At 72.5% G+C, this 22,239-nt stretch carries 20 protein-coding genes; 8 read left to right on the top strand and 12 right to left on the bottom strand.

Features of this window, described 5'->3' with window-relative positions; all coding sequences use genetic code 11:
• From ACTVZO_RS02095 to ACTVZO_RS02135, 9 genes are all read right to left on the bottom strand, one after another.
• Positions 1-720, bottom strand: a complete 720-nt coding sequence (locus ACTVZO_RS02095; protein WP_443296669.1) for a DUF4360 domain-containing protein — start codon at positions 718-720, stop codon at positions 1-3.
• Between the two features lie 50 nt (positions 721-770).
• Complete coding sequence (locus tag ACTVZO_RS02100; protein WP_443296670.1) at positions 771-1,427, bottom strand: DUF4360 domain-containing protein; 657 nt, start codon at positions 1,425-1,427, stop codon at positions 771-773.
• Positions 1,428-1,707: 280 nt separating this feature from the next.
• Positions 1,708-2,103: a hypothetical protein gene (locus tag ACTVZO_RS02105; protein ID WP_443296671.1), complete on the bottom strand. Its 396-nt coding sequence runs from the start codon at positions 2,101-2,103 to the stop codon at positions 1,708-1,710.
• The gene (locus ACTVZO_RS02110) at positions 2,096-2,884 is read right to left on the bottom strand and encodes a heavy metal-binding domain-containing protein (protein WP_443296672.1); all 789 of its coding nucleotides are present in this window, start codon (positions 2,882-2,884) and stop codon (positions 2,096-2,098) included. The genes ACTVZO_RS02105 and ACTVZO_RS02110 overlap by 8 nt, the downstream gene beginning before the upstream one ends.
• A gap of 76 nt (positions 2,885-2,960) precedes the next feature.
• The gene (locus tag ACTVZO_RS02115; protein ID WP_443296673.1) at positions 2,961-3,812 is read right to left on the bottom strand and encodes a heavy metal-binding domain-containing protein; all 852 of its coding nucleotides are present in this window, start codon (positions 3,810-3,812) and stop codon (positions 2,961-2,963) included.
• 106 nt (positions 3,813-3,918) lie between these two features.
• Positions 3,919-4,953, bottom strand: coding sequence for a serine hydrolase domain-containing protein (locus ACTVZO_RS02120; RefSeq protein ID WP_443296674.1), 1,035 nt, complete (start codon positions 4,951-4,953; stop codon positions 3,919-3,921).
• Between the two features lie 86 nt (positions 4,954-5,039).
• Complete coding sequence (locus ACTVZO_RS02125) at positions 5,040-7,463, bottom strand: SpoIIE family protein phosphatase (protein ID WP_443296675.1); 2,424 nt, start codon at positions 7,461-7,463, stop codon at positions 5,040-5,042.
• Positions 7,460-11,293 (bottom strand): HAMP domain-containing protein, encoded by a 3,834-nt coding sequence (locus ACTVZO_RS02130; protein ID WP_443296676.1) that lies wholly within the window; start codon positions 11,291-11,293, stop codon positions 7,460-7,462. Before ACTVZO_RS02130 ends, ACTVZO_RS02125 begins: the two co-directional genes overlap by 4 nt.
• 393 nt (positions 11,294-11,686) lie before the next feature.
• Positions 11,687-12,034, bottom strand: coding sequence for an STAS domain-containing protein (locus ACTVZO_RS02135; RefSeq protein ID WP_443296677.1), 348 nt, complete (start codon positions 12,032-12,034; stop codon positions 11,687-11,689).
• 216 nt (positions 12,035-12,250) lie between these two features.
• Here ACTVZO_RS02135 and ACTVZO_RS02140 point away from each other — a divergent pair, with 216 nt between their 5' ends.
• From ACTVZO_RS02140 to ACTVZO_RS02160, 5 genes are all read left to right on the top strand, one after another.
• Positions 12,251-13,156, top strand: a complete 906-nt coding sequence (locus ACTVZO_RS02140; protein ID WP_443296678.1) for a SigB/SigF/SigG family RNA polymerase sigma factor — start codon at positions 12,251-12,253, stop codon at positions 13,154-13,156.
• 8 nt (positions 13,157-13,164) lie between these two features.
• The gene (locus ACTVZO_RS02145; protein ID WP_443296679.1) at positions 13,165-13,593 is read left to right on the top strand and encodes an STAS domain-containing protein; all 429 of its coding nucleotides are present in this window, start codon (positions 13,165-13,167) and stop codon (positions 13,591-13,593) included.
• Positions 13,590-14,537, top strand: a complete 948-nt coding sequence (locus ACTVZO_RS02150; protein ID WP_443296680.1) for an anti-sigma factor RsbA family regulatory protein — start codon at positions 13,590-13,592, stop codon at positions 14,535-14,537. Before ACTVZO_RS02145 ends, ACTVZO_RS02150 begins: the two co-directional genes overlap by 4 nt.
• Before the next feature lie 158 nt (positions 14,538-14,695).
• Complete coding sequence (locus tag ACTVZO_RS02155) at positions 14,696-15,190, top strand: ATP-binding protein (protein WP_443296681.1); 495 nt, start codon at positions 14,696-14,698, stop codon at positions 15,188-15,190.
• Positions 15,191-15,218: 28 nt separating this feature from the next.
• On the top strand, positions 15,219-15,341 hold the full coding sequence (locus ACTVZO_RS02160) for a hypothetical protein (protein WP_443296682.1): 123 nt from the start codon (positions 15,219-15,221) through the stop codon (positions 15,339-15,341).
• Between the two features lie 51 nt (positions 15,342-15,392).
• On the opposite strand, the gene ACTVZO_RS02165 is transcribed toward ACTVZO_RS02160, so the two are convergent.
• From ACTVZO_RS02165 to ACTVZO_RS02175, 3 genes are read right to left on the bottom strand one after another with little or no spacing between them, the layout of a single operon-like run.
• Complete coding sequence (locus tag ACTVZO_RS02165) at positions 15,393-15,746, bottom strand: UBP-type zinc finger domain-containing protein (protein WP_443296683.1); 354 nt, start codon at positions 15,744-15,746, stop codon at positions 15,393-15,395.
• On the bottom strand, positions 15,743-17,260 hold the full coding sequence (locus ACTVZO_RS02170; protein WP_443296684.1) for an ATP-binding protein: 1,518 nt from the start codon (positions 17,258-17,260) through the stop codon (positions 15,743-15,745). Before ACTVZO_RS02170 ends, ACTVZO_RS02165 begins: the two co-directional genes overlap by 4 nt.
• Entirely contained in the window at positions 17,257-18,933 is a 1,677-nt protein-coding gene (locus ACTVZO_RS02175) for an FAD-dependent oxidoreductase (RefSeq protein ID WP_443296685.1), read from the bottom strand. The genes ACTVZO_RS02170 and ACTVZO_RS02175 overlap by 4 nt, the downstream gene beginning before the upstream one ends.
• Positions 18,934-19,088: 155 nt before the next feature.
• Between ACTVZO_RS02175 and ACTVZO_RS02180 the strand changes: the two genes are divergently transcribed.
• The 3 genes from ACTVZO_RS02180 to ACTVZO_RS02190 all read left to right on the top strand — a co-directional run bounded on the left by ACTVZO_RS02180 (position 19,089) and on the right by ACTVZO_RS02190 (position 22,182).
• Positions 19,089-20,093, top strand: a complete 1,005-nt coding sequence (locus tag ACTVZO_RS02180; protein WP_443296686.1) for a BtrH N-terminal domain-containing protein — start codon at positions 19,089-19,091, stop codon at positions 20,091-20,093.
• 164 nt (positions 20,094-20,257) lie between these two features.
• Complete coding sequence (locus ACTVZO_RS02185) at positions 20,258-20,710, top strand: hypothetical protein (protein ID WP_443296687.1); 453 nt, start codon at positions 20,258-20,260, stop codon at positions 20,708-20,710.
• Positions 20,711-20,856: 146 nt separating this feature from the next.
• The gene (locus ACTVZO_RS02190) at positions 20,857-22,182 is read left to right on the top strand and encodes a lipase family protein (protein WP_443296688.1); all 1,326 of its coding nucleotides are present in this window, start codon (positions 20,857-20,859) and stop codon (positions 22,180-22,182) included.
• Positions 22,183-22,239 lie beyond the last annotated feature (57 nt).

Here is a 22,239-nt window from a genome sequence, read left to right on the forward strand (position 1 = left end):
CTACCCCTTCTTCGGGTTCTTCGGGTCCGGGCACACCTGCCAGGCGAGGTGGTAGAGGGTGCTGACGCTGGCGTCGGTGGAGTCCATGGCCATGAAGCTCGTGGACGTCTGCGGGTTGGACGTGCCCGCGTTCACGCGCAGTTCCGTATTGATGTTGAAATTGCGCTTTTCACCGCACGGGGCCCAGACGAGGTCGGCGTACTCCGTCTTGTCGCTCGTCTGCCAATTGTCGTTGAGCGGGCCGTTGAACGTGTGGGTCCGCTGGGATGTCTGCGGCATTCCCTGGAAGTAGTAGTTGGCCCTTTCCTGGCCCCACGCGCCGGGCTGGAGGAACGCGAATCCACGGTAATCGGCCTGCACGATGGCGTAGGTGAAGCCGGAGGGCACGTGGACGCGGAGGTTGAGCTGGCAGTTCTTGCGGAAGGCGGTGGGCGGGGCGCCGGGGCCGACTTGGGCCAGGTACTCGCTGTACGTGACCGTGAAGGCGGTGTTGTCCGGGGCGACGGCCACTTCGGCGGTGCCTTCGCGGCAGCCGGAGCCGTTCACGGTGGCGAGTTCGATCACGATCTTGTCGGGCGGGGCGGTGATGGGCCCGGCGGCCACGGCGGGCGTCGACGCGGTGATCAGGGCGGCGGCGGCCCCACCGATGAGCAGGTGCCGGGCGCGGGCGCGCGTACGGGCGCGCGTGCGGGCGCGATGGCGGGACAGGGGATGAGACATCGTTGTCACTCCTAACTGTCGGGTCGGTCGGGGTTCCGGCGCTCGCCCGCTCAGGCCGCGGGGCATTCCCGCCACTCGAAGTGGTAGACGGTGCTGACGCTGCCGTCCGTCGAGTCCATGCTCATGAAGTTCAGGGTCTGCGGGCTCGACGTGCCCGCGTAGACCCGCAGTTCGGTGTTGACGTTGAGGTTGCGCTCCTCGCCGCAGGGGGCCCAGACCAGGTCGGCGTAGTCGGTCTGGTCGCTGGCCTGCCAGTTGTCCGTGAAGGGGCCGTTGAACTGGTGGGTCGTACGGGCCGTCTGCGCGGAGCCCTGGAAGTAGTAGTTCGCGCGCTCCTGGGCGTAGGCCCCGCGCTGGAGGTGGGCGAAGCCGCGGTAGTCCGCTCGGGCGATGGCGTACGTGAACCCCTGCGGCACGTGGATGCGCAGGGCCAGCTGGCAGTTCTTGCGGAACTCGGTGCCGCCGGAGCCGGCTCCCGTCTGCGCGAGGTAGTTGCTGTACGTGACGGTGAAGGCCGTGTTGTCGGAGGCTGCGGCGACCTCCGCGGTCCCCTGCGGGCAGCCCGAGCCGTTGACCCCGACCACGTCGACCGTGATGCGGCCGGGCGGCGGAATGTACGGGGAATCGGTCGGGGCGGCCTGTGCGGGGGCGGCCATGGCCGACAGCACCGCGATCGCTGCACCGACGGCAATTCTGCGGAACGGCATTTCCGGTTCTCCGTTCGTGCGGACGGGCACGGAATGGGATGTGGACATGGACATGCCATCACGACATTCCGGGGGCGGGTAGGACGCGATACGGTCAATGGGCGCCGGCCGAATTCCCCGCCGCGCCCCCTGGCCGGATATCACGATCCCCGCGCCCCGCCGCGCGCCTCCCATCAGCCCGGCCGCACTCCCCGGCCGCACGGGGCATCCGGCGGCGCAGCAGACGATGTCCGGTTCCTCTCGGCGCGCCGGGATCGCCGGCGCCGGCCGCGGCTGAGGGTCAGGCCAGGAAGCGCTCGACGGCCTCGCGGGCACGGGCGTTGGAGGCCGCGGCCTCCGCCAGGGACCGGGCCAGGACGCCGATCCACTCGTCGAGCCCCACCTGCCGCCGCGAGAGCACGATGCCCCGAACCTCGTGGCAGATCTCCCCGGCCACCACACGGCCCCGGTCCACCCGCAGCGAGAGCCGCTGCTCCCCGAGCACGACGTCGAGTTCGGAGACCGAACCCTCCCGACCGGCCACCCGTTCCGCGACGGACCGCCGGCGCTTGACCCGTACGGCCCCCGGCGGGAGCAGGTCCGCCAGGTTCGCCGCGAGCACCTGGGCGTAGAGGCCGAGGTCGGCGCTGTCCCTGCGCAGCGCCGCCGCCAGCAGTTCCACTTCCCTCTCAGCCATCGACGCTCACCACCATGGCCGGCCGGTCGATGACGTGGTCGTCACGCAACGGGCGCACCGCCGTCCCGATGGCGAAGAACTCGGTCGTGTGCGCACCCCAGTTGTGCGAGTGCTGCTTCAGCCGGACCGCCACGATCCCCTCCGCCTCCAGGGCCTGCCCCTCCGCCTGCATCCGGCTCATCGCCAGCTCGCGCGCGTCGTAGAGGGCCTGCGTGAACGGCTCGATCTCCACGTTGCGGCCGCCGGTGCTCAGCGCCTGCGCGAAGCGCTGGTGCGCCACGTGGTAGACGCACGACCCCATGACCAGGTCCAGCGGTGCGTACCCGGCCCGGATCAGCGTCCAGAAGTCCTGGCCGGACAGGTCCGAGGTGAAGGGCTTGCCCTTGTTGTTGAGCCAGGTTCCGCCCGGTCCCGGGTCCGCGCCGGCCGCCTTCACCGCCGTGCCGACGGCGATGAACTCGGCGATGTCCGAACCGAACTCCTTGAACTCGACGTCCAGCCGCACCCCGACGATCCCGTCCGCCCCCAAGGCGCTCGCCTCGGCCTCCATCCGGCTCATCGCCAGTTCGCGCGCGTGGTACATGGCCTGGGTCAGCTTGGTCAGCTCCTGGTTCTTCGACCACCGGCCGAGCTGGACGCCCACGTGGTAGACCGAGCAGCCGAGGACCAGCCCGAGCGGACGGAAACCGGCCTCGCGCACCAGCAGGAACTCGTTCACCGTCAGGTCCGAGGTGAAGAACGAGCCCTTCTCCCCCGGCCGGAGCTGCGCAAGTCTGCGCATCGCGTCCTCGGGCACGCCCTGCGCATCTGGCCGCGCGGCTCCCCCGGCCCGTCCCTGCCCCGTTCCTCCGGTCATGTCAGTGCTCGCGCTCCAGTCTCATGATGGTCAGTGGCCTGGGCCCGGCGGGCCGCTCGGCGCGGCCGAACCGGGCGAGGGAGGTGCCGATGAGGACGGCCTCCGCCGAGTGGTCGCGCGCGTAGCCGTACGCGGGGCACTCGGTCTCGGACACGCGCAGCTCCATCTCGTCGACCACCACCCCGTCGCCGCCGTGCTGCGCGGCATCGAGGGACAGCTGCTCGCGCGCGCCTTGACGGACCCGGTCGATCAAGTGGGTGTATCCGTCGACCTCCTGGTTCCCGGGGGTCCAGCGGATCCGGCGGGAGGTGCGCCAGTCGTCGTGCCGGGTCGCGAGGGCGATGCCGAAGGCCAGTCCGGTGGGCACCCAGCCGGCGGACAGGAGCGCGGCGAAGTCCAGGCCGCTCAGGTGCGAGGTGAACGGGATCCGCGGCCGGATGCGCGAACGGGCCCGGACCGCGGTGCCCAGCGCCGTGAACTCCACGCCACCCGCCGGGAAGCCGCCGATCCGCAGGTGCACACCGACGATCCCGTCGCCGCCGAGCGCGCGGCACTCCTCCGCCGCACGGGCCAGCGCCAGTCTGCGCGCCCCGTACAGCGCCCTCACCGTCTGCACGTTGGCCGACGGCGGCAGCGCCGCCGGGGCCGCCGCCCGCGGCACGCTTGTCGACCAGGCTCCCGGGCAGCCCCGGACGCCGCTGTAACCGACGTTGAAGACGGCCGTGCCGAGCACCTGCCCGACCGGGTCGAACCCGGCGCCCTTGACCGCCGCGAACTCCTCGGACGACAGGGCCGAGTCCCAGGTGCGGCCGGCGGCCTCCCCCGGCAGGCCGGTGCCCCGTCGGTCTGTCATCGGCTCCCGTGCCATCGTGCTCGCGGCCCACGCGCGGATCGCGTCGCCCTTCGGCAGCGTAGGCCATCGGTGTGACCGACGAAACGGGTCAGACCGGATTGTCCGCCTACCGCGACTGCAGGGTGCGCAGGAGGTCGAAGGCCGGGCGGTCCACCGGTCGCTGCGCGTTGCCGAGGGCGATCACGGCGAGGCGCTTCTCCGGGTCGAAGCCCACGAAGGAGGAGAAGCCCCCGGTCCCTCCGTTGTGCCAGATCTGCAGGTGCGCGCCCTGCCGGGGGTGGAGGCGGTGGGCCATCCAGCCCAGGTGTACCCAGGCGAAGGGGCTCTTGCGGTGCTCGACCGAGCGGGTCAGGCGGATCGCCTCGGCGAGCTCCGCGGGGCCGCCGTCGAGCTGGGCCCGTACGAAGGCCACCAGGTCGGTGGCGGTCGAGTGCAGGCCGCCCGCGCCCGCCAGGTCCGCGAGGTGCCACGGGGCCACCGGCCGGCCGCGCCCGCTGTGGCCTTGCGCGGAGCGTTCCGCTCGGCCGGCGTCCACGGTCACGACGGTGTCGGTCATGCCCAACGGGGCGCAGATCTCGCGGGTGATGAGGGCCTCGTACTCCGTGCCGGTCCGGTGGGCGAGGGCCAGGCCCAGCAGTCCGGCTCCGAGGTTGGAGTAGCGGAACCGTTTCCCCGGGGTGGCTCCCAGCCGGGTCCGGGCCAGTCCGGTCAGCAGGGTCTCGGCCGTGCAGCCGGCGTACGGATCCGGCTTCGACGGGTGCAGCAGGGCGCGGAGCAGCATGCCCCGGGGCAGCCGCGGCAGGCCGGAGGTGTGGGTGGCCAGCTGCCGGAGGGTGATCCGGCAGCCGTCCCGGGCCGGTACGACGGCCCCGTCGGGCAGTAGATCGGCGAGCGGCTCGTCCAGGCCCACCGTGCCGGCGGATACCAGACGCGCCAGGGTCAGGGCGGTGAACGCCTTGGTCACCGAACCGATCTCGAACAGGGTGCCGGGGCCGGGGACGCCGCCCTGGGGCCCGCCGGTGCGTCCGGCGCCGCGGATCTCCACGGCGTCTCCCGCCAGCGCGGCCACGACCACGCCGACGTGCTTCCCGGCCAGGCGGTCCGCGCTCTCCTGGGCGAGCGTTGCGAGTTCTTGTGCCATGACGGAATCATGGCGGCCGCCCACTGCCAACCGGTGCGCCCTGATGATGATTTCCGGCGCTCGGCCCTCCGACCTGAGCGGTACGGTCAGCCCACCTGGATGCCGATCACGCACGTGTCGTCGTCCGTGTCGGAGCGGCTCTCGGCGAGGAGGCGGTCCAGCTGCCCGTCCAGGTCCCCGGCTCCGGCGCCCGCCGCGTGCAGGAGATGGCGCAGCGAGTCCTGTACCGAGGAGTCCCGGCGTTCCACGAGGCCGTCCGTGAACATCAGCAGGGTGTCGTCCGGTTCGAGGCGCACTTCCCGCTCGACGTACGTGACATCGGGCAGGGCCCCGAGGAGCAGGCCCTCGATGAGGGGGAACGCGTCGGCCTCGCCGCCGCGGACGAGCACGGGCGGCAGGTGGCCGGCGCGCGCCCAGCGCATCACCCTGGTGCGCGGGTCGAAGAGGCCGCAGACGGCGGTGGCCGTCACGTGCTTGGCCAGGTGGTGGGTGACCGTGTTCAGCCAGGACAGCAGCTGGGCGGGGCCCGCGCCGGTCACGGCGAGGCCGCGCAGGGCATTGCGCAGCACGACCATGCCGGTGGCCGCCTCGATGCCGTGTCCGGCGACGTCGCCCACGGACAGCATGATCAGTCCGGAGGGCAGCACCACGGTGTCGTACCAGTCGCCGCCGACGAGCGACTCGGTCTCCGCCGGCCGGTAGCGGACGGCGACCCGCAGGCCCGGGGCCTCGATGGCGGGTGGTGTGGGGGGCATGATGGCGTGCTGGAGCTGGAGGGCGAGCCGGTTGCGTTCGGCGGACTCGGCTTCGGTGTGGGCGAGCTGGTCCCTGGTCGCGGCCAGTGCGACCTCGGTCCAGTGCTGGGCGGAGATGTCCTGGTAGGCGCCGCGCACGGCGTACAGCTGCTGGTCCGCGTCGAGGACGGGCTCGGCGACGACCCGGATGTGGCGGGTGATTCCGTCGGGCCGCTGGAGGCGGAAGTTGACGGAGGCGGGGCGGCGGTGGCGGAGCACCGCCCGCAGGAAGCCGCCGAGGGCGGCGGAGTCGTCCGGGTGGGCGTAGCCGGGCAGTTCGTGCAGCCGTACGGGGGGTGCGGCGGTGGGGAGTCCGTGGAGGGCGTAGAGCTGGGCGTTCCAGGTGGTCTCCCCGGTGGCGAGGTTCTCCTCGAAACCGCCGATCCGGCCCAGGCGTTGGGCGTGCTGCAGGAGGTTGGCCAGCCGGGCGGTCTCGTCCTCGATGCGCCAGATCAGCAGGACGGCGGCGCCGTGGCGGCTGACGCTGATGTCGGCGACCGAGGTGAGCGGGATCTGGTCGACGAGCGCGGTCAGGCTCATGCGTTCGGCCCGGAAGGGCTCGCCCGTGGCGTGGACGCGCTCGATGATGTCGAACAGCCCGCTCTCGCCGGCGGCCAGCGGATAGGCCTCCAGGAGCAGGGCGCCGTTGACGTCTCCGCGCGGCCGTCCCAGCGGGTCGACGAACCGGCTGCCGGCGTGCCGGATCCGGAAGTCGCCGAGCCGGCCCTCGGGGTCGAGGACCGGGGTGAGGACCACGGCGGGGTCCTGTAGTCCCTCGGCCAGGTCGATGAGTTCCGCGACGTCGGGGAGGACCGCCTCGGTGGCCGTGAGGTCGCGCGGCGGCGAGGCGTCCATGGTGTGCGCGCACAGTTCGGCGAGGGCCTCGACCTGGCGCTCGATCTGCGGCGGCTGTGGTGCGAGGGGCTCCGGCCAGCAGATTTCGAGCACCCCGTGGATCCGTCCGCCCGTTCCCGCGGGTACGGCCATCCGGCCGCCGCCGGGCCACTGGTGGTGGCCGATCGAGGGCAGCCGTTCGCGTTCGAGGCTGGCGAGGGTGACCAGTCGCCGCTGCGTCAGCGCCAGGCGGGCGACGGTGGAGACGCCCGGGGGCACGTGGCGCCAGCGGGCGGCTTCCCCGGGGCGGAATCCGGCGTGCCCGGCGAGGGCCAGCGAGCCGTCGGGCACTGCGGTCCACACGGCGACGGCGACCGCTCCCAGCGGGCCCAGGGCGTTCGTCAGGAGGGACTCGGCCACCGCCTGGGTGTCGGCGGCGGCGGCGAGCACGCCGCTCTCGGCAGTGCGCAGCCGGACCGAGACCGCGGAGTGCCTCTCGGGCGGGGCGTCGGCCGTGCCGGTGCGCTCGACGAACTCGGCGGCGATCTCGCTGACGTGGTCGCGGGACGCCTGGTTGACGATGTCGGCGGCGAGTTCGAGGGGGGACATCCCGCTGTCGCGGCACAGCAGGTCGAGCTGCCGTGCCGCCGCGGCCGGGGTGCAGTGCAGCTGGCCGATCAGGATGCCCTTGGCCAGTTCGACCAGGGCCCGTCCGTCGGCGGCCGCCTGCGCCTCCAGCACCTCGCGGCGCAGCCGTTCGACGGTGGCGACGAGGCGTCCCAGCGGGGTCGGGGCCTGGTGCGGGATGACGGGCGCGGCCCGGCCTGCCACGGGCGTGCGCCCCGGGCCGGCCTCGTCGTGCCGCCCCGTGTCCCCGGTCATCGGGTGAGCCAGTGCCGGACGCGGGCGATGAGGTCGTCGGCGTCCACCGGCTTGGTCACGTAGTCGCTGGCGCCCGCGGCGAGGCTCTTCTCCCGGTCCCCGGGCATCGCCTTGGCGGTGACGGCGATGATGGGCAGGCCTTCGTACGCCGGCATCCGGCGGATCTCGGCGGTGGCGGCGTATCCGTCGAGTTCGGGCATCATCACGTCCATCAGGATGAGGTCGACCCCGGCGTTGTGGGTGAGGGCGTCGATGCCCTTGCGGCCGTCCTCGGCGTGGAGCACGCGCATGCCGTGCAGTTCCAGGACCCCGCTGAGGGCGAAGAGGTTGCGTGCGTCGTCGTCGACGACGAGGACGGTGCGTCCGGCGAGGTCGCCGTCGAGCACGTGGGCGGCCTGCTGCCGGTGCGTGACCCCGGAGACCGGGGGCAGCACGTCCCCCGGCTGCTCGGCGGACAGGTGGAGGGCGATGCGTTCGCGCAACTCGTCCAGGCTGGAGAGCAGTTCCACGTGACGTGATGCGGACCGCTGCCGCAGGGCGTCCTCCTGGCCGGTCCTGATCCGGGGGTTGTTGTGGGCGAGGACGGGCAGCGCGGACAGGGCCGGGTCTCCGTCGAGGGCGTCGAGGAAGTCCAGCGCTTCCCCGTCGGGCATGTCCAGTTCCAGGACGACGCAGTGGAAGGGGTCCGATGCCAGTGCGGCGGCGGCTTCGCGCGAGCTCGTGGCGTTGACCACCTGGATGCCCCCGCGCTCCCCCGTCACCTCGTGGCGGGGAGCGAAGTCCCGGGCGGCGCTCTCGGCGACGAGGGAGAGCAGCCCGTTGGGGCGTTCCTCGATCACGAGCAGGCGGCGGGCCCGGCGCTGGGCGGGCAGTACGGGCGTGTCCGGGCGGCCCGGTCCGGCCGCCGCCGACGTGGCGCCGGCCGGGAGGGCGGCGGGAGCGTCGGTGCGCGGGGCGGCGTCCTCGTAGTCCGCGCGGCTGACCGGCAGGTAGAGGGTGAAGGTGCTGCCCTGGCCGGGCGTGCTCTGCGCGACGACGGCCCCGCCGAGGAGCTGGGCGATCTCGCGGCTGATGGAGAGCCCCAGGCCGGTGCCGCCGTACTTGCGGCTGGTGGTTCCGTCGGCCTGCTGGAAGGCTCCGAAGACGGACTCCAGCTGCTGCTCGGGGATGCCGATGCCCGTGTCCCGTACCCGGAAGGCCAGCAGGGGCCCGCGCCGGGGCAGCCCGGCGGGGACCTCGGAGTCCGCCGCGGGTTCGATGCGGAGCTCGACGCCGCCGCGTTCGGTGAACTTGACGGCGTTGGACAGCAGGTTGCGCAGGATCTGGCGCAGCCGCGAGTCGTCGGTGAGCAGGTCGTCGGGGGCGCCGGGGGCGGTGGTGACGGTGAGGTCCAGGCTCTTCTGGGTGGTCATCGGCCGGAAGGTGGCGTCGACGTACTCGAGCAGCTGGGGCAGGTGCACCCGCTCGGGGTTGATGTCCATCTTCCCGGCCTCGACCTTCGACAGGTCGAGGATGTCGTTGATCAGTTGGAGCAGGTCCGAGCCGGCCGAGTGGATGATGCCCGCGTACTCGACCTGCTTGGGGGTGAGGTTGCGGGCGGGGTTCTGGGCGAGCAGCTGGGCGAGGATGAGCAGGCTGTTGAGCGGGGTGCGCAGCTCGTGGCTCATGTTGGCCAGGAACTCGGACTTGTAGGTGGAGGCCAGCGACAACTGCTGTGCGCGGGTCTCCAGTTCCTGCCGGGCCTGCTCGATCTCCAGGTTCTTGGCCTCGATGTCGCTGTTCTGGCTGGCGAGGAGCGCGGCCTTCTCCTCCAGTTCGGCGTTGGAGCGCTGGAGTTCCTCCTGCTGGACCTGGAGTTCCTCCGAGCGCGCCTGGAGTTCGCCGGTCAGCCGCTGGGACTCGCCGAGGAGTTCGTCGGTCCGGGCGTTGGCGACGATCGTGTTGACGTTGGCGCCGATGGTCTCCATCAGCTGGGCCAGGAAGTCGCGGTGTACGGGGGTGAAGGCGCTGAAGGAGGCGAGTTCGATGACTCCGAGGACCTGGTCGTCGACCACGATGGGCAGGATGATCAGGCTGCCGGGGGTGGTGTGGCCCAGACCGGAGGAGATGACGTAGTCGCCGGGGACCTGGTCGGTGGCGATGATCCGGTGGCTGCGGGCGGCCTGCCCGACGAGGGACTCGCCGAGGGCGAAGGCGGTGCCCACCGCGGCGTCCGCGGAACGGCCGTAGGAGCCGACGAGGGTGAGTACGGTGCCGCGGGGGCGGTCCTCGGCGAGGTAGAAGGCGCCGTACTGGGCGGCGACGAGCGGTGTCAGTTCGTCCATGACGAGTTCGGCGACGGCGGCGAGGTCCCGGTGGCCCTGCATCAGGCCCGAGATGCGGGCCAGGTTGGACTTGAGCCAGTCCTGTTCCTGGTTGGCCCGGGTGCTCTCCCGCAGCGAGCCGACCATGGAGTTGATGTTGTCCTTGAGTTCGGCGACCTCGCCCGAGGCGTCGACGGTGATCGAGCGGGTCAGGTCGCCCTCGGCGACCGCGCTGGCGACCTCGGCGATGGCCCGGACCTGGCGGGTCAGGTTGCCGGCCAGCTCGTTGACGTTCTCGGTCAGCCGCTTCCAGGTGCCGGAGACGCCCTCGACCTCGGCCTGGCCGCCGAGCCGTCCCTCGCTGCCGACCTCGCGGGCGACGCGGGTGACCTCGGCGGCGAAGGCGGACAGCTGGTCGACCATCGTGTTGATGGTGGTCTTCAGCTCCAGGATCTCGCCGCGGGCGTCCACGTCGATCTTCTTGGACAGGTCGCCGTTGGCGACGGCCGTCGTGACGAGGGCGATGTTGCGGACCTGGCCGGTGAGGTTGTTCGCCATGGAGTTGACGTTGTCGGTGAGGTCCTTCCAGGTGCCCGCGACGTTGGGAACCTGCGCCTGCCCGCCGAGCCGGCCCTCGGTGCCGACCTCGCGGGCCACCCGGGTCACCTCGTCGGCGAACGCGGACAGGGTGTCGACCATGGTGTTGATGACCCCGGCCAGCGCGGCGACCTCGCCCTTCGCCTCCACCACGATCTTCTGCGAGAGGTCGCCGCGGGCCACGGCGGTGGCCACCTGGGCGATGGAGCGGACCTGGCCGGTCAGGTTGGAGGCCATGACGTTGACGTTGTCGGTGAGGTCCTTCCAGGTGCCGGAGACCCCCCGTACGGTGGCCTGGCCGCCCAGGTTGCCCTCGGTGCCGACCTCGCGGGCGACCCGCGTGACCTCGTCGGCGAACGCGGACAGCTGGTCGACCATCGTGTTGATGGTCTCCTTCAGCTCCAGGATCTCCCCGCGGGCGTCCACCCGGATCTTCTGCGTCAGATCGCCCTGGGCGACGGCGGTGGTGACCTCGGCGATCGAACGCACCTGGGCGGTCAGGTTGTCGGCCATGACGTTGACCGATTCCGTCAGGTCCTTCCACGTACCGGAGACGCCCTTGACGTCGGCCTGGCCGCCGAGTCTTCCCTCGGTACCGACCTCGCGGGCCACCCGCGTGACCTCCCCGGCGAATCCGGAGAGCTGGTCGACCATCGTGTTGATGGTCTCCTTCAGCTCCAGGATCTCCCCGCGGGCGGTGACGGTGATCTTCTGCGAGAGGTCGCCCTTGGCCACGGCGGTCGCGACCTGCGCGATCGAGCGCACCTGGGCCGTAAGGTTTCCGGCCATGAAATTGACCGAATCCGTCAGGTCCAGCCAGGCGCCGCCGACTCCCGGTACGTCGGCCTGACCCCCGAGCGTGCCCTCGGTGCCGACCTCGCGGGCCACCCGCGTCACCTCGGAGGTGAACAGCGACAGCTGGTCGGCCATCCCGTTGAACACGGTGGCGATCTCGCCGAGCAGGCCGTCGGCCGTGTCCGGCAGCCGGCAGCCGGGTACGGAAGTCCCCGTCCCGCACGGCCGTCAGGCCGGCCAGCAGCAGGCGCAGCTCCGATTCGCCGATCCCGCCCTCGCCCGGAAGCGCCGGCGACCTCCCCGGCGTCTCCGTGCCCGTCCGCTCAGCCATCCGCCAACCTCACTCTAGACGCACCGGATTCCTGGCCCGGCCGGAGGTTCCGCTTTCGCCGCACAGCCGGGCCGATGAAGGCTAACGCCGCCGAACGGACCTTAAGGCACGGCGATCACCCGGTGGCCCCGCTTGGGCACAGTGGTACGCGGCCTCCGGGGTGCCGGTCCGAGCGGTGGGCGGCCGGTTCGGCGCCGTCACGGCGCGGCGAGGGCGCCTTCGACGCTCGGGTGCAGGGAGAGGACGGTGTCGGCGCCCGTGAGGGCGAAGAGGCGGCTCAGCTGCTCGCCGGGTGCCGCGATGCGCAGCGTGGTGAGCTGGTGCATCCGCAGCAGCAGGTTCAGGAACGACGAGTCGCCGAAGGTGATGGAGCCGGCGTCCAGCACCACCACCCGGTGTCCGTCCGCCGCCGCGACGAGCGCCTCCTCGAGCGGGGGGAGCGTGTCCTGGTCGAGTTCCCCGCGGGCGGCCACCACCCATCCGGCCCCGGCCGGGTAGCTCTCGCCGACCACGCCATCGTGGTACGCGTCCTGTGCTCCGGTCATGTCCGCCTCCCCGGCTCGCCGCCTGTACGTCCTCCGCAAGGGAGTATGCCTGTTGGCGGATCCGGCGAGGACGTCCGGTCCCGTGGCCGGCCGCACATGAGGAAGTACGGCACAGACCGTGTAGGACCGCGGGATCGGGGCACAAGCGCCCGAGCAGCCATCAGTCAATCGGGAGGGAACGGCCACATGACTCGCTCGGCCACCGCCGTAAGCCCCATGCCTGCACAGCACGCGCAGACGCCGCCCGCTCGGACCAACACCGCCGCACCCGCAGGGGCCCCGACGCAGCCCGTGGACCCGTTCCGGGTGGAGAACCCCCGGGAAGTGGCGCCCACCGACGCGCGCGAGCTGTCGAAGGTCTTCTTCGAACGGCTCCGCTCCCTGGAAGAGGGCACGCACGAGTACCAGTACGCCCGCAACACGCTGATCGAGATGAACCTCTCCCTCGTGCAGTTCGCCGCGCGCCGCTTCCGCGCCCGCGCGCTCGGCGGGAGCCTGGACATGGACGACATCATCCAGGTGGGGACCATCGGCCTGATCAAGGCCATCGACCGCTTCGACACCGAACGCGAGGTCGAGTTCTCCACCCTGGCCCTGCCGTACATCACCGGTGAGATCAAGCGCTTCTTCCGCGACACCACCTGGGCCGTGCACGTCCCGCGCCGTCTTCAGGAACTGCGTACGGAGCTCGCCAAGGCTCAGGAGGCCCTGACCGACGTCCTGGGCCGGGCCCCGACGGTCAAGGAGGTCGCCCAGCACCTCGAACTGACCGAGGAACAGGTCATCGACGGGCTGGTCGCCGCGAACGGCTACACGAGCGGCTCCCTGGACACCGCCGGCGCGGACGGCGACGAGCAGTCCGCGACGGGCCGGACGACGCTGCCGCTGGCGGACCGGATCGGTGAGCCGGACCCCGCCATGGAACTCTTCGAGGAGTTCCACACCCTCGCGCCGCTGCTGGAGCAGCTGAGCGAACGCGACCGGCTGATCCTGCGGTTGCGCTTCGGCGAGGAGAAGACCCAGGCGGAGATCGGCGCCGCGCTCGGCATCTCGCAGATGCAGGTCTCGCGCCTGCTGTCGCGGACCCTGACCCGGCTGCGTGCCGGAATGCTCTCGGCGTAGGCAGCGGCATGCCCTCCCCCGGCCGGCCCGACCGGTCCGTCCCGACCGACGGTGTCCACGTGCACCCCGCCGGTGTGCCGTGGGCGGACGCGGTCGCGCGGTGTGCCCCGACGGGGGCGGGCGCGGCGCCGACGCTGACCGCCCGGCCGCTGCGCGACCGTCCCGGCACCCTCCTGAGCGGCAGCTGCGACCTGGACACCCGGCCGATCCTCCGCGCGGCGCTCGGCGCCGTCACACGGATCCCCGGCCCGGTCGTCCACCTCGACCTGTCCGCCGTGGCCTTCCTCGACGCGGCGTCGGTCGCCGCCCTGCTGCAGGCCGCCTCCACCGTGACCGGACAGGGGCGCCGCCTGCTGCTCCACGACCCGCCGTACTCGCTCCGCAAGATCGTGGCGATGTTCCCGGACGAATGTGCCGCGCTGGAGGTCGCAGCATGATCAAGGTTCCTGCGCCCGCCGGCCCCGGGGCCTTCGTGCACCCCGCGCTCTTCTACCGGGGTCAGGCGGAGTACCTGTCCGGGGTGGGAGGCTTCGTACGCGCCTCGCTGGCGGCCGAAGAGCCGGTGCTCGTGGCCGTGCCCGGCCCGCGCCTGGACGCCCTGCGCGAGAGCCTCGGCGCGGGCGCGGCCGGGGTCACCTGGACGGACATGACGCGGCTGGGCCGCAATCCCGGCCGCATCCTGGCCGCGTTGCAGGACTTCGCCGACCGGCACGCGGGACGGGCCGCCCGGATCGTGGGCGAGCCCATCTGGCCCGGCCGTTCGCAGGCCGAGGTGCTGGAGGCCACCCGCCACGAGGCCCTGATCAACACGGCGTTCGCGGGCCGGCCGGCCACCGTGCTGTGCCCGTACGACGCCGCGGGCCTGCCGGCCGCCGTGGTGTCCGACGCCCGGCGTACCCATCCCACACTGATCGAGAAGGGTACGGACCTGGCCAGCACGGACTACGCCGACGCCCCGTCGGTCTGCGCCGACTGCGACCGCCCCCTGCCCGAACCCGAGGGCGGCGCGCCCTGGCTCGTCTACGGCCACGGGGACCTGGGCGAGGTGCGCGACCACGCCGAGGTCTGGGCCCGCGGCACCGCCCTGAGCGCGGCGCGGCGCGGCGATCTCATCCTCGCGCTGAGCGAGGCCGCCGCCAACTCCCTGGCCCACGGCGGCGGGAGGGGCGCGCTCCGGCTGTGGAGCACCGGCGCCGGGATCGTGGCCGAGGTCCGCGACGGCGGTCGCCTGGCCGACCCGCTGGCGGGCCGCCGCCGGCCCTCCCTGACCTCGGTCAACGGCGGCCGCGGGCTGTGGATGATCCATCAGCTGTGCGACCTGGTCGAGATCCGCGCCTCGGGCGACGGCCTCACTCTGAGACTGCACATGGACACGCCCTGAGGGCGACGCTCCCCTAGACTGTCGGGCACGCTCGATGTCCCGGGACCGGGGGGTACGGGTACGGACGGTGCGCGGCACCGGCCGTGCGGAGACGGGCGGGAACAGCGACGGTCCTCGCGATCACAGACCAGTGCCAACGGTGGGGGTGAGAGTTCACAGTGGAAACCATCGGAGCGGACACCGGCGATTCACTGCGCACCGGGCCTTCCGTGGCGGGGCAGCGCCGACGGCTCGCCCTGTCCGGCGTCCGCGGCCACGTGGCCAAGGGCCGCGACTTCACGCGCGAGGCCCTGCGGGACTGGGGCTGGGACCGGGAGGCCACCGCCGAGGACGTCCTGCTCGTCGTGTCCGAGCTGCTGACCAACGCCTCGCTGCACGCGGGTGGTTGCATCGAACTCGCGCTGACGGCCGGTGAGGTCCTGCGGATCGAGGTCTTCGACGGCACGACGACCCCGCCCCGCCCGCACCCGACCCCGCAGCGGGGCCTGCCGGGCGGCCACGGCCTGTACATCGTGGACCGTCTCTCGGACCGCTGGGGCACCGCCACCCGGGAGAACGGCAAGGCCGTCTGGGCCGAGGTCGAGGCGTCCCGGCTGACCTCGGGCAGGTCCACGGGCGCGACCCGGCCGGGTCGCGGCCGTACGGGCGCGTGAGCGCGGCGGACGGGGGCAGGCGCGCGGTATGACCTCCAACACGCTCAGCTCCCTGGCCCTGTCCCCGGCGCCCGGCCCCGCCTGGTTCCACCTGGCCGTCATCGCCTTCGCCCTGCTCGTCCTGTTGCGCACCCTGGCCCGGCACCGGTAGGGCGCTCCGGTGCCGGGCGGGCCCGCGGGCTGCCGCCGGACGGCAGGCCGTTCAGCGGTGCAGCCGCTGCGTCCAGTCCGCGGGCACCCGGTCGGCCGGTCCCGGCGCCGGCTGGTCCGCGGGATGGTCGCGCGGCGGCGTCAGCTCGGGCCCGGACTCGTAGAGCTCGCCGCTGTCGTAGTTCCAGAACCACTCCTCGCCCGGTTCGAAGCTCTGCACCAAGGGATGGCCGGTGGCCTTCCAGTGGGCGGTGGCGTGCTGGGCGGGGGACGAGTCGCAGCAGCCGACGTGTCCGCACTGGGCGCAGCGGCGCAGGTGGAACCACCAGCCGCCCGCCGCGTCGCAGTCGCCGCAGCCGGCACCGGTGGGCGCGGCGCTCGGGTCGATTCCGTCGATGTCGGTCATACCGGCTCCTCGGCGATGTCGCTCTCGGTCTCGGTCACGGGCTCAGTCTCGGTCTCGGATCTCGTCCCGGTCTCCGTTCCGGCTTCCGGTGCGGTCAGCGGCAGCAGCACCTGGAAGCGGGTGTCGCCCGGTGCGGACTCGACCTGGAGGCTGCCGTGGTGCTTGTTCACGACGATCCGCCAGGAGATGTCCAGGCCGAGCCCCGTGCCCTCGCCGACCGGCTTGGTGGTGAAGAAAGGGTCGAAGATGCGGCTGCGGATGTCCGCCGGGATGCCGGGCCCGGTGTCCCGGAACTCCACCAGCAGCCGGTCCCCCTCCCGTCCCGTGCGGACCGTGAGCGTGCCCTCGCCGCCGGTGCTCCCGATCGCGAAGACCGCGTTGTCGATGAGGTTGGTCCACACCTGGTTGAGCTCCGCCGGGTAGGCGGGCACGTCCGGCAGGGAGCGGTCGTACTCCTTGACCACCCGGATCCCGGGGCCGATCTTGCCCGACAGCATCAGCAGGGTGCTGTCGAGGAGTTCGTGGACGTCGACGACCCGGTGCGGGGCACGGTCGAGCTGCGAGTACTGCTTGGCGGCGTCCACCAGGTGGGAGATGCGGGTGGTGGAGTCGCCGATCTCGTCCATCAGCAGCTCGGTCTCGACCGTGTAGTTGAGCCAGCCGATCGCCCCGGGGAGGATGTCCTCGGCCACGGTCGCCGCGACCTGCTCCAGCCAGTCCGTGTCCAGCCCGGCCTGCACGAAGGTCGGTGCGACCCGCCAGCCCTCCGCGATGCCGTGGTCGTCGAGCCAGTCCGCGAGCTCGTCCTCCCGGTCGGACGCTTCGAGGGGGCTCAGCACCGGTGCCTTCGCGACGCGTTCGGCGGTGCGCTCCTGGATCTCGATGAGTTCGGCGAGTGCCTCGCGGGAGTAGGGGCCGTGCGCGATGACGGCCAGCTTGTGCCGCATCTTGCCCACGCGTTCGCGCAGTGCCGCGGTGGCCCGGACGGCCGCCGCGGCCGGGTTGTTGAGCTCGTGGGTGAGCCCTGCGGACAACGAACCGAGGGCCAGCAGGCGTTCGCGCTGCCCGATGGCGCGCTGGGTGTTCTTCGCGCCGAAGAAGAGCCCTTCCAGCAGGTGTGCGGCCATCGGGAACCAGTCCCGCATGAAGTCCGCGAACGACTGCGCGGGCAGTACGAAGAACCGCGTCGGCTCGGTCACCCGCATCGAGTTGGTGTACGTCTGGGGCACCCGGTCGCCCAGGTAGGCCTGCATGGCGCCCGCGTACACCCCGCGCTGCGAGGTCCGGCTCACCTCGACGTCGTCGCCGCCGACCCGGCGGGAGAGCACGACGGTGCCCTCGATCATCACGTAGAAGCAGGTCGCCGGGGATCCCTCGGTGTACACCGGACCGGTTTCGAACCGCTCGACCCGCCCTTCGGCGCACAGCCGCCCGAGCTGTTCGGGGGTGAGCTTCTCGAACAAGAACAGCGAGGCGATCTCCTGCGGGCTGCAGGGCATGGTGTGCCCGCTCATGACTGCTCCAGGTACCGGTGGACGAGCATCACGGCCATGGCTCCTTCTCCGACGGCGGACGCGACGCGCTTCGCGGACTCGGCGCGGGCGTCGCCCGCCACGAACACGCCGGGGATGTTGGTCTCCAGGTGGTAGGGCGGCCGGTCGAGCTCCCACTCGGCGGGCGGGCGGCCGTCCGGTGTGAGGTCCGGCCCGGCCAGGATGAAGCCGCGCGCGTCGCGCAGCACCGTGCCGTCCAGCCAGTCGGTCCGCGGGGCGGCTCCGATGAAGACGAACACCCACTGGGCGTCGACGAGTTCGCTCGCGCCGCTGTCCACGTCGTGCAGGGTCAGCTGCTCCAGGTGACCGTCGCCCTGCGCCGCCTCGACGACCGTCCGGGTCCGCACCGTGATGTTCGGCGCCTCTTCGATCTGCTGGATCAGGTAGTACGACATCGACGCCGCCAGGGACTCGCCGCGCACCAGCAGCGTCACCGACTTCGCACCCCGTGCCAGGTACATCGCGGCCTGCCCGGCGGAGTTGGCGCCGCCCACGACGTACACGTCCTGCCCCTGGCAGGCGGAGGCCTCGGTGAGCGAGGAGCCGTAGTACACCCCGCGGCCGGTCAGGTCCTCGCAGCCCGGCGCCTGGAGTTGCCGGTACGACACCCCGGTCGCCAGGATGACGCTGTGCGCGGTGACCGACGAGCCGTCGGAGAAGCGGACGACGCGCGCGGCTCCGTTGACCTCCAGTCCCGTGACCTCGCGCGCCGTGAGGATCTCGGCGCCGAACCGGCCGGCCTGGCGGCGGGCGCGTTCGGTGAGCTGCGCGCCCGAGACGCCGTCGGGGAAGCCGAGGTAGTTCTCGATGCGGGAGCTCTGTCCGGCCTGCCCGCCGGTCGCCGACCGCTCGACCAGCACCGTGCGCAGCCCCTCGGAGGCCCCGTACACGGCCGCGCCGAGCCCGGCCGGGCCGCCGCCGATCACGACGAGGTCGTAGAACTCGGCGGCCGGCGTCGTCGCGAGCCCCACGTGGGCGGCCAGACCGGGGGCGTCCGGCTCGATCAGCACGGTGCAGTCCGGGGTGATCACCACGGGCAGCCGGTGTCCGTCGGTCCCGGCGGCCTCCAGCAGCCGCCGCCCCTCGGGCTCGTCGGAGGAGTACCAGCGGTACGGCACCTGGTTGCGGGCCAGGAACTCCCGTACGTTCGAGGAGCGCGCCGACCAGCGGTGTCCGATGACCTTGGTGGCGGGTACCGGCCGGTAGTCGCTGGATCGCCAGGCGGTGAGCAGGTCGTCCACGACCGGGTAGAGCTTCTCTTCCGGCGGGTCCCAGGGCTTGAGCAGGTAGTGGTCGAGGTCGACGACGTTGATCGCGTCGATGGCCGCGCCGGTGTCGGCGTATGCGGTCAGCAGCACGCGCCGCGCGCCCGGGTAGACGTTCAGGGCCTGTTCGAGGAACTCGATGCCGTTCATCTGGGGCATGCGGTAGTCGGCCAGGATCACGGCGACCAGGTCGCCCCTCAGCTTCAGTTCGCGCAGCGCGTCCAGCGCGGACTCGCCGGACTCGGCGCGCACGATCCGGTAGCCGGACCCGTAGCGGCGGCGCAGGTCACGGGCGACGGCGCGGGAGACCCCCGGATCGTCGTCCACGGTCAGGATGACGGTCCGCGCGGTGTCGGCCAGCTCTGCCATGCGTCTCCCACGAAGGGCCCGGACCGGCGGCACGGCGAGCCGCCGGCGCCGGTTCCCGCCCATCGTACGTTCGCCCGTCCGGATGTGCCCCGGGATGCCGCGGCCGCCGCCCCCGGGCGGCGAGGTCCCGCACCTCCCGCGGATAGGCTGACCGCATGACTGTGCTCGTGTACGAAGACTTCGGCACCGGACGCCACCGTGAGGCCTCCCTGATCCGCCATGCGCTCGGCAGCGTCCACGACGAGGAGCTCGTGGCCGGCCTGGCCGGCGGGATCGGCTTCATGTACTTCGTCTTCGAGTACGCGGGCCGGGTGCCGATCGCCACGATCGTGGCCCAGGCCCACCCCGAGCCGTGGGTGCAGGTGGCGCTCGGCCGCCTGGGAGTCCCGTACGAGGCCACCCGCGCCATGAAGCCCCGCTGGGGCCGGGTCCGCGCGGCGCTGGACGAGGGGCAGCCCGCCTTCTGCGTCGTCGACCGCTCCTCGCTGCCCTGGCACGAGGCCGACCCGGACGCCGAGATGACCGGCGCCGACCCGTACACCGTGGTCATCGCCGGGTACGACGGCGACGAGCTGCTGATCGAGGACGGCGCCGGGACCCCGTACCGGATCGACCGCGAGGAGTTCGGCGCCGCCTGGACCGCGCACCGCAAGGGCCGCCACCAGCTGATCGTTCCCACCGGGCCCTCGGAGGCGGAGCCGGACGTGGCCGGGGCCGTCGCCTCGACCGTCACGCACCTCACCGGGCCGGTCCTGGGGAACAAGTTCGACGTGAACTTCGGGTTCACCGGGATGGAGAAGCTCGCGGCGCAGCTGCGCGACAGCGCCACCAAGACGGGCTGGGAACGCCGCTTCGGCAGCTCCCCCGAGGCCTTCCGGGCCGGGACCGGGCGGCTGCACGCCTGCCTGGAGCAGGAGTGGACCGCGCCGGGCGCGACCCGGCCGCTGTACGCCGACTTCCTCGGCCTGGTCGGGCGCCGGGAGGCGGCCGAGCTCTTCGCGGAGTCCGGCCGGCACTGGTCGGAGCTGGCCTCGCTCGCCCGCGACGCGGACCCGCATGCGGGAGCCGAGGAGCGACGGGCGCTGTTCGACGCGTGTGCCGAGCGGGTGGACCGCTCCCTCGACCTGGAACGGCAGGCGGTCCGGTCGCTGGAGGGGTAGGCGCGGCGGACCGGCGCGGCGCTGCCCAGCGGGTGCAAGGCCCCCACGCATGGGGGAAGCTGGGTAGTGCCGCAGCGGCGGCGGCCAGGGAGTGCGAGGAAGGTCCTTTCGTGAACGTTTCAGCAGCCGGCCGACCCGCACGCGCCTCCCGGAACAGGGTGCGGATGACCACCTTGTTGTGCACGGTGGCGGCGCTGTCCGCGGCCCTGGTCCCGGCCTCCGTGGCCCCGGCCTCCGCGCACCCCGGCGGCACGGCGTCCGCCCGGAGCGCGGCGCCCCCGGAACCGGTCGTGGTCGACTGCTTCTCCGAGGCCCAGAGGCGCCCCAAGGAGTACCTGCTGGCCTGCGGCGACGGGAACAACCGCCTCGTCGGTCTCCGCTGGCACACCTGGGGGCCGAGGACCGCGCGGGCCACCGGCACCGACATGGTGAACGACTGCCGCCCCTACTGCGCGGCGGGCCGTTTCCGCGCCTACCCGGTGAAGGTGACCCTGAGCCACCCGGAGGCCTGGCCCGAGGAGCCCGGGGTGCAGCGCTTCACGCTCATCCGCCTCGTCTACACCGACACGGCACCGGCTCCGGTCCCCGACGACGTGACGTACAAGCTCGTGTACTGACGGGACGGACGGCCACGGCCCGTCAGCGGGCCTCCGAGCAACGCGACACATAAATGCGACTTGTCCGCATATGTGACACATCACACTGTTCTCCCTAATGTCTGCTCCGACGTCGAGTGAGGTCGATCGATCGAGAGGGACATCGGATGAGACGACGGGTATCGGCGGTCATCGCGGCCGGAACGGCCGCGGTGCTCGCCCTGGGCGTCGGCGGCCCCGTGGCCGCGGCCTCGGAGCACGACGGGCCGGGCGGCCCCGGCGGCAAGGGGCAGCAGGTCGAGTGCGCACCGGGCGTACCGACCGGGCCGCACGGCGAGCGCTTCTACACCCCGCCGTCCCCGCTCCCCGAGGGCGAACACGGCGACCTGATCTGGGCGCGCCGGGTGGACGCCCCGTCCGGAGCCCGGGCCTGCCGGATCCTGTACCTGTCGACGCTGGGCGACGGCAGCCCCGTCGCGGTGTCGGGCATCGTCGCATGGCCCGACCGGCATGCGCCGCAGCAGGGCCGCAACGTGGTGGCCTGGGCGCACGGGACGGTCGGCGGGCCGAACATGTGCGCCCCGTCGGCAGTGCCGAAGCCCGCGGTGGACCTCGTGGACTACTTCACCTACCAGAGCCCGTGGGGCATCGACGTCGGCGTTCCCGCGCTGACCGACTTCCTTGCGGCGGGCAACGTCGTCGTCGGCACCGACTACCAGGGGCTGGGCACGCCGGGCGTGCACCAGTACGTGGTCGGCGCGACCGAGTCGAACAACGTCCTGGACTCGGTGCGCGCGGCCCGCCGGATCCAGGCGGCACACGCCAACAACAAGACGGCGGTACTGGGCTGGTCGCAGGGCGGCGGCGCGGGACTGTTCGTCGGGCAGAACGCGCCCTCGTACACCCCCGAGACCCAGCTGGTCGGCGTGGCGGCGCTGGCGCCCGCGGCCGACCTCGGGCCCGAGTTCAGGGGCCTGGTCCTGCCCGGGCCGACCGACGCCACCTCGCCCTCGCACCAGGCGGCGCTGCGGGTGAACGTGTACCGGGGGTTCCTGGCCGCGTACCCCGAACTCCAGGCGACGGACGTGCTGAAGCCGGCCGGACTGGACGCGCTGGGCGGTGACGGGGTGGCGTGCATCGAGCACTTCTCCGACGTCATCCAGAACAACGTGGGCAACGTCGGACAGCTCGACACCCTGTTCAAGGGGCTGCTGGAGGTGCCGGAGACCTGGCACCAGCGGTTCCACGAGAACACCCAGGGCTACGTGACGACGGTGGCCCCGGTGCTGGTCATGCAGGGGACGGCGGACACCGTCATCAACCCCAACTCGACGACGGACTACGTCAAGCGGGCCTGCACCTTCGACCAGCCCGTGCAGTACACGCGGTACCAGGGCGCGACGCACCAGACGATCCCGTTCGTCGCCGAGCAGGAGTACCTGACCTGGATCGCCGACCGCTTCGCGGGCCGCCCGGCTCCGGACAACTGCTGACGGTACGTCACCGTACAGGGTCTGCTCCCTGCGAACCCGGGCTCCGGCGCGACGGCG

Source organism: Streptomyces sp. IBSNAI002 (assembly GCF_052244475.1).
In the GTDB taxonomy this organism is placed as follows: Bacteria; Actinomycetota; Actinomycetes; order Streptomycetales; family Streptomycetaceae; genus Streptomyces.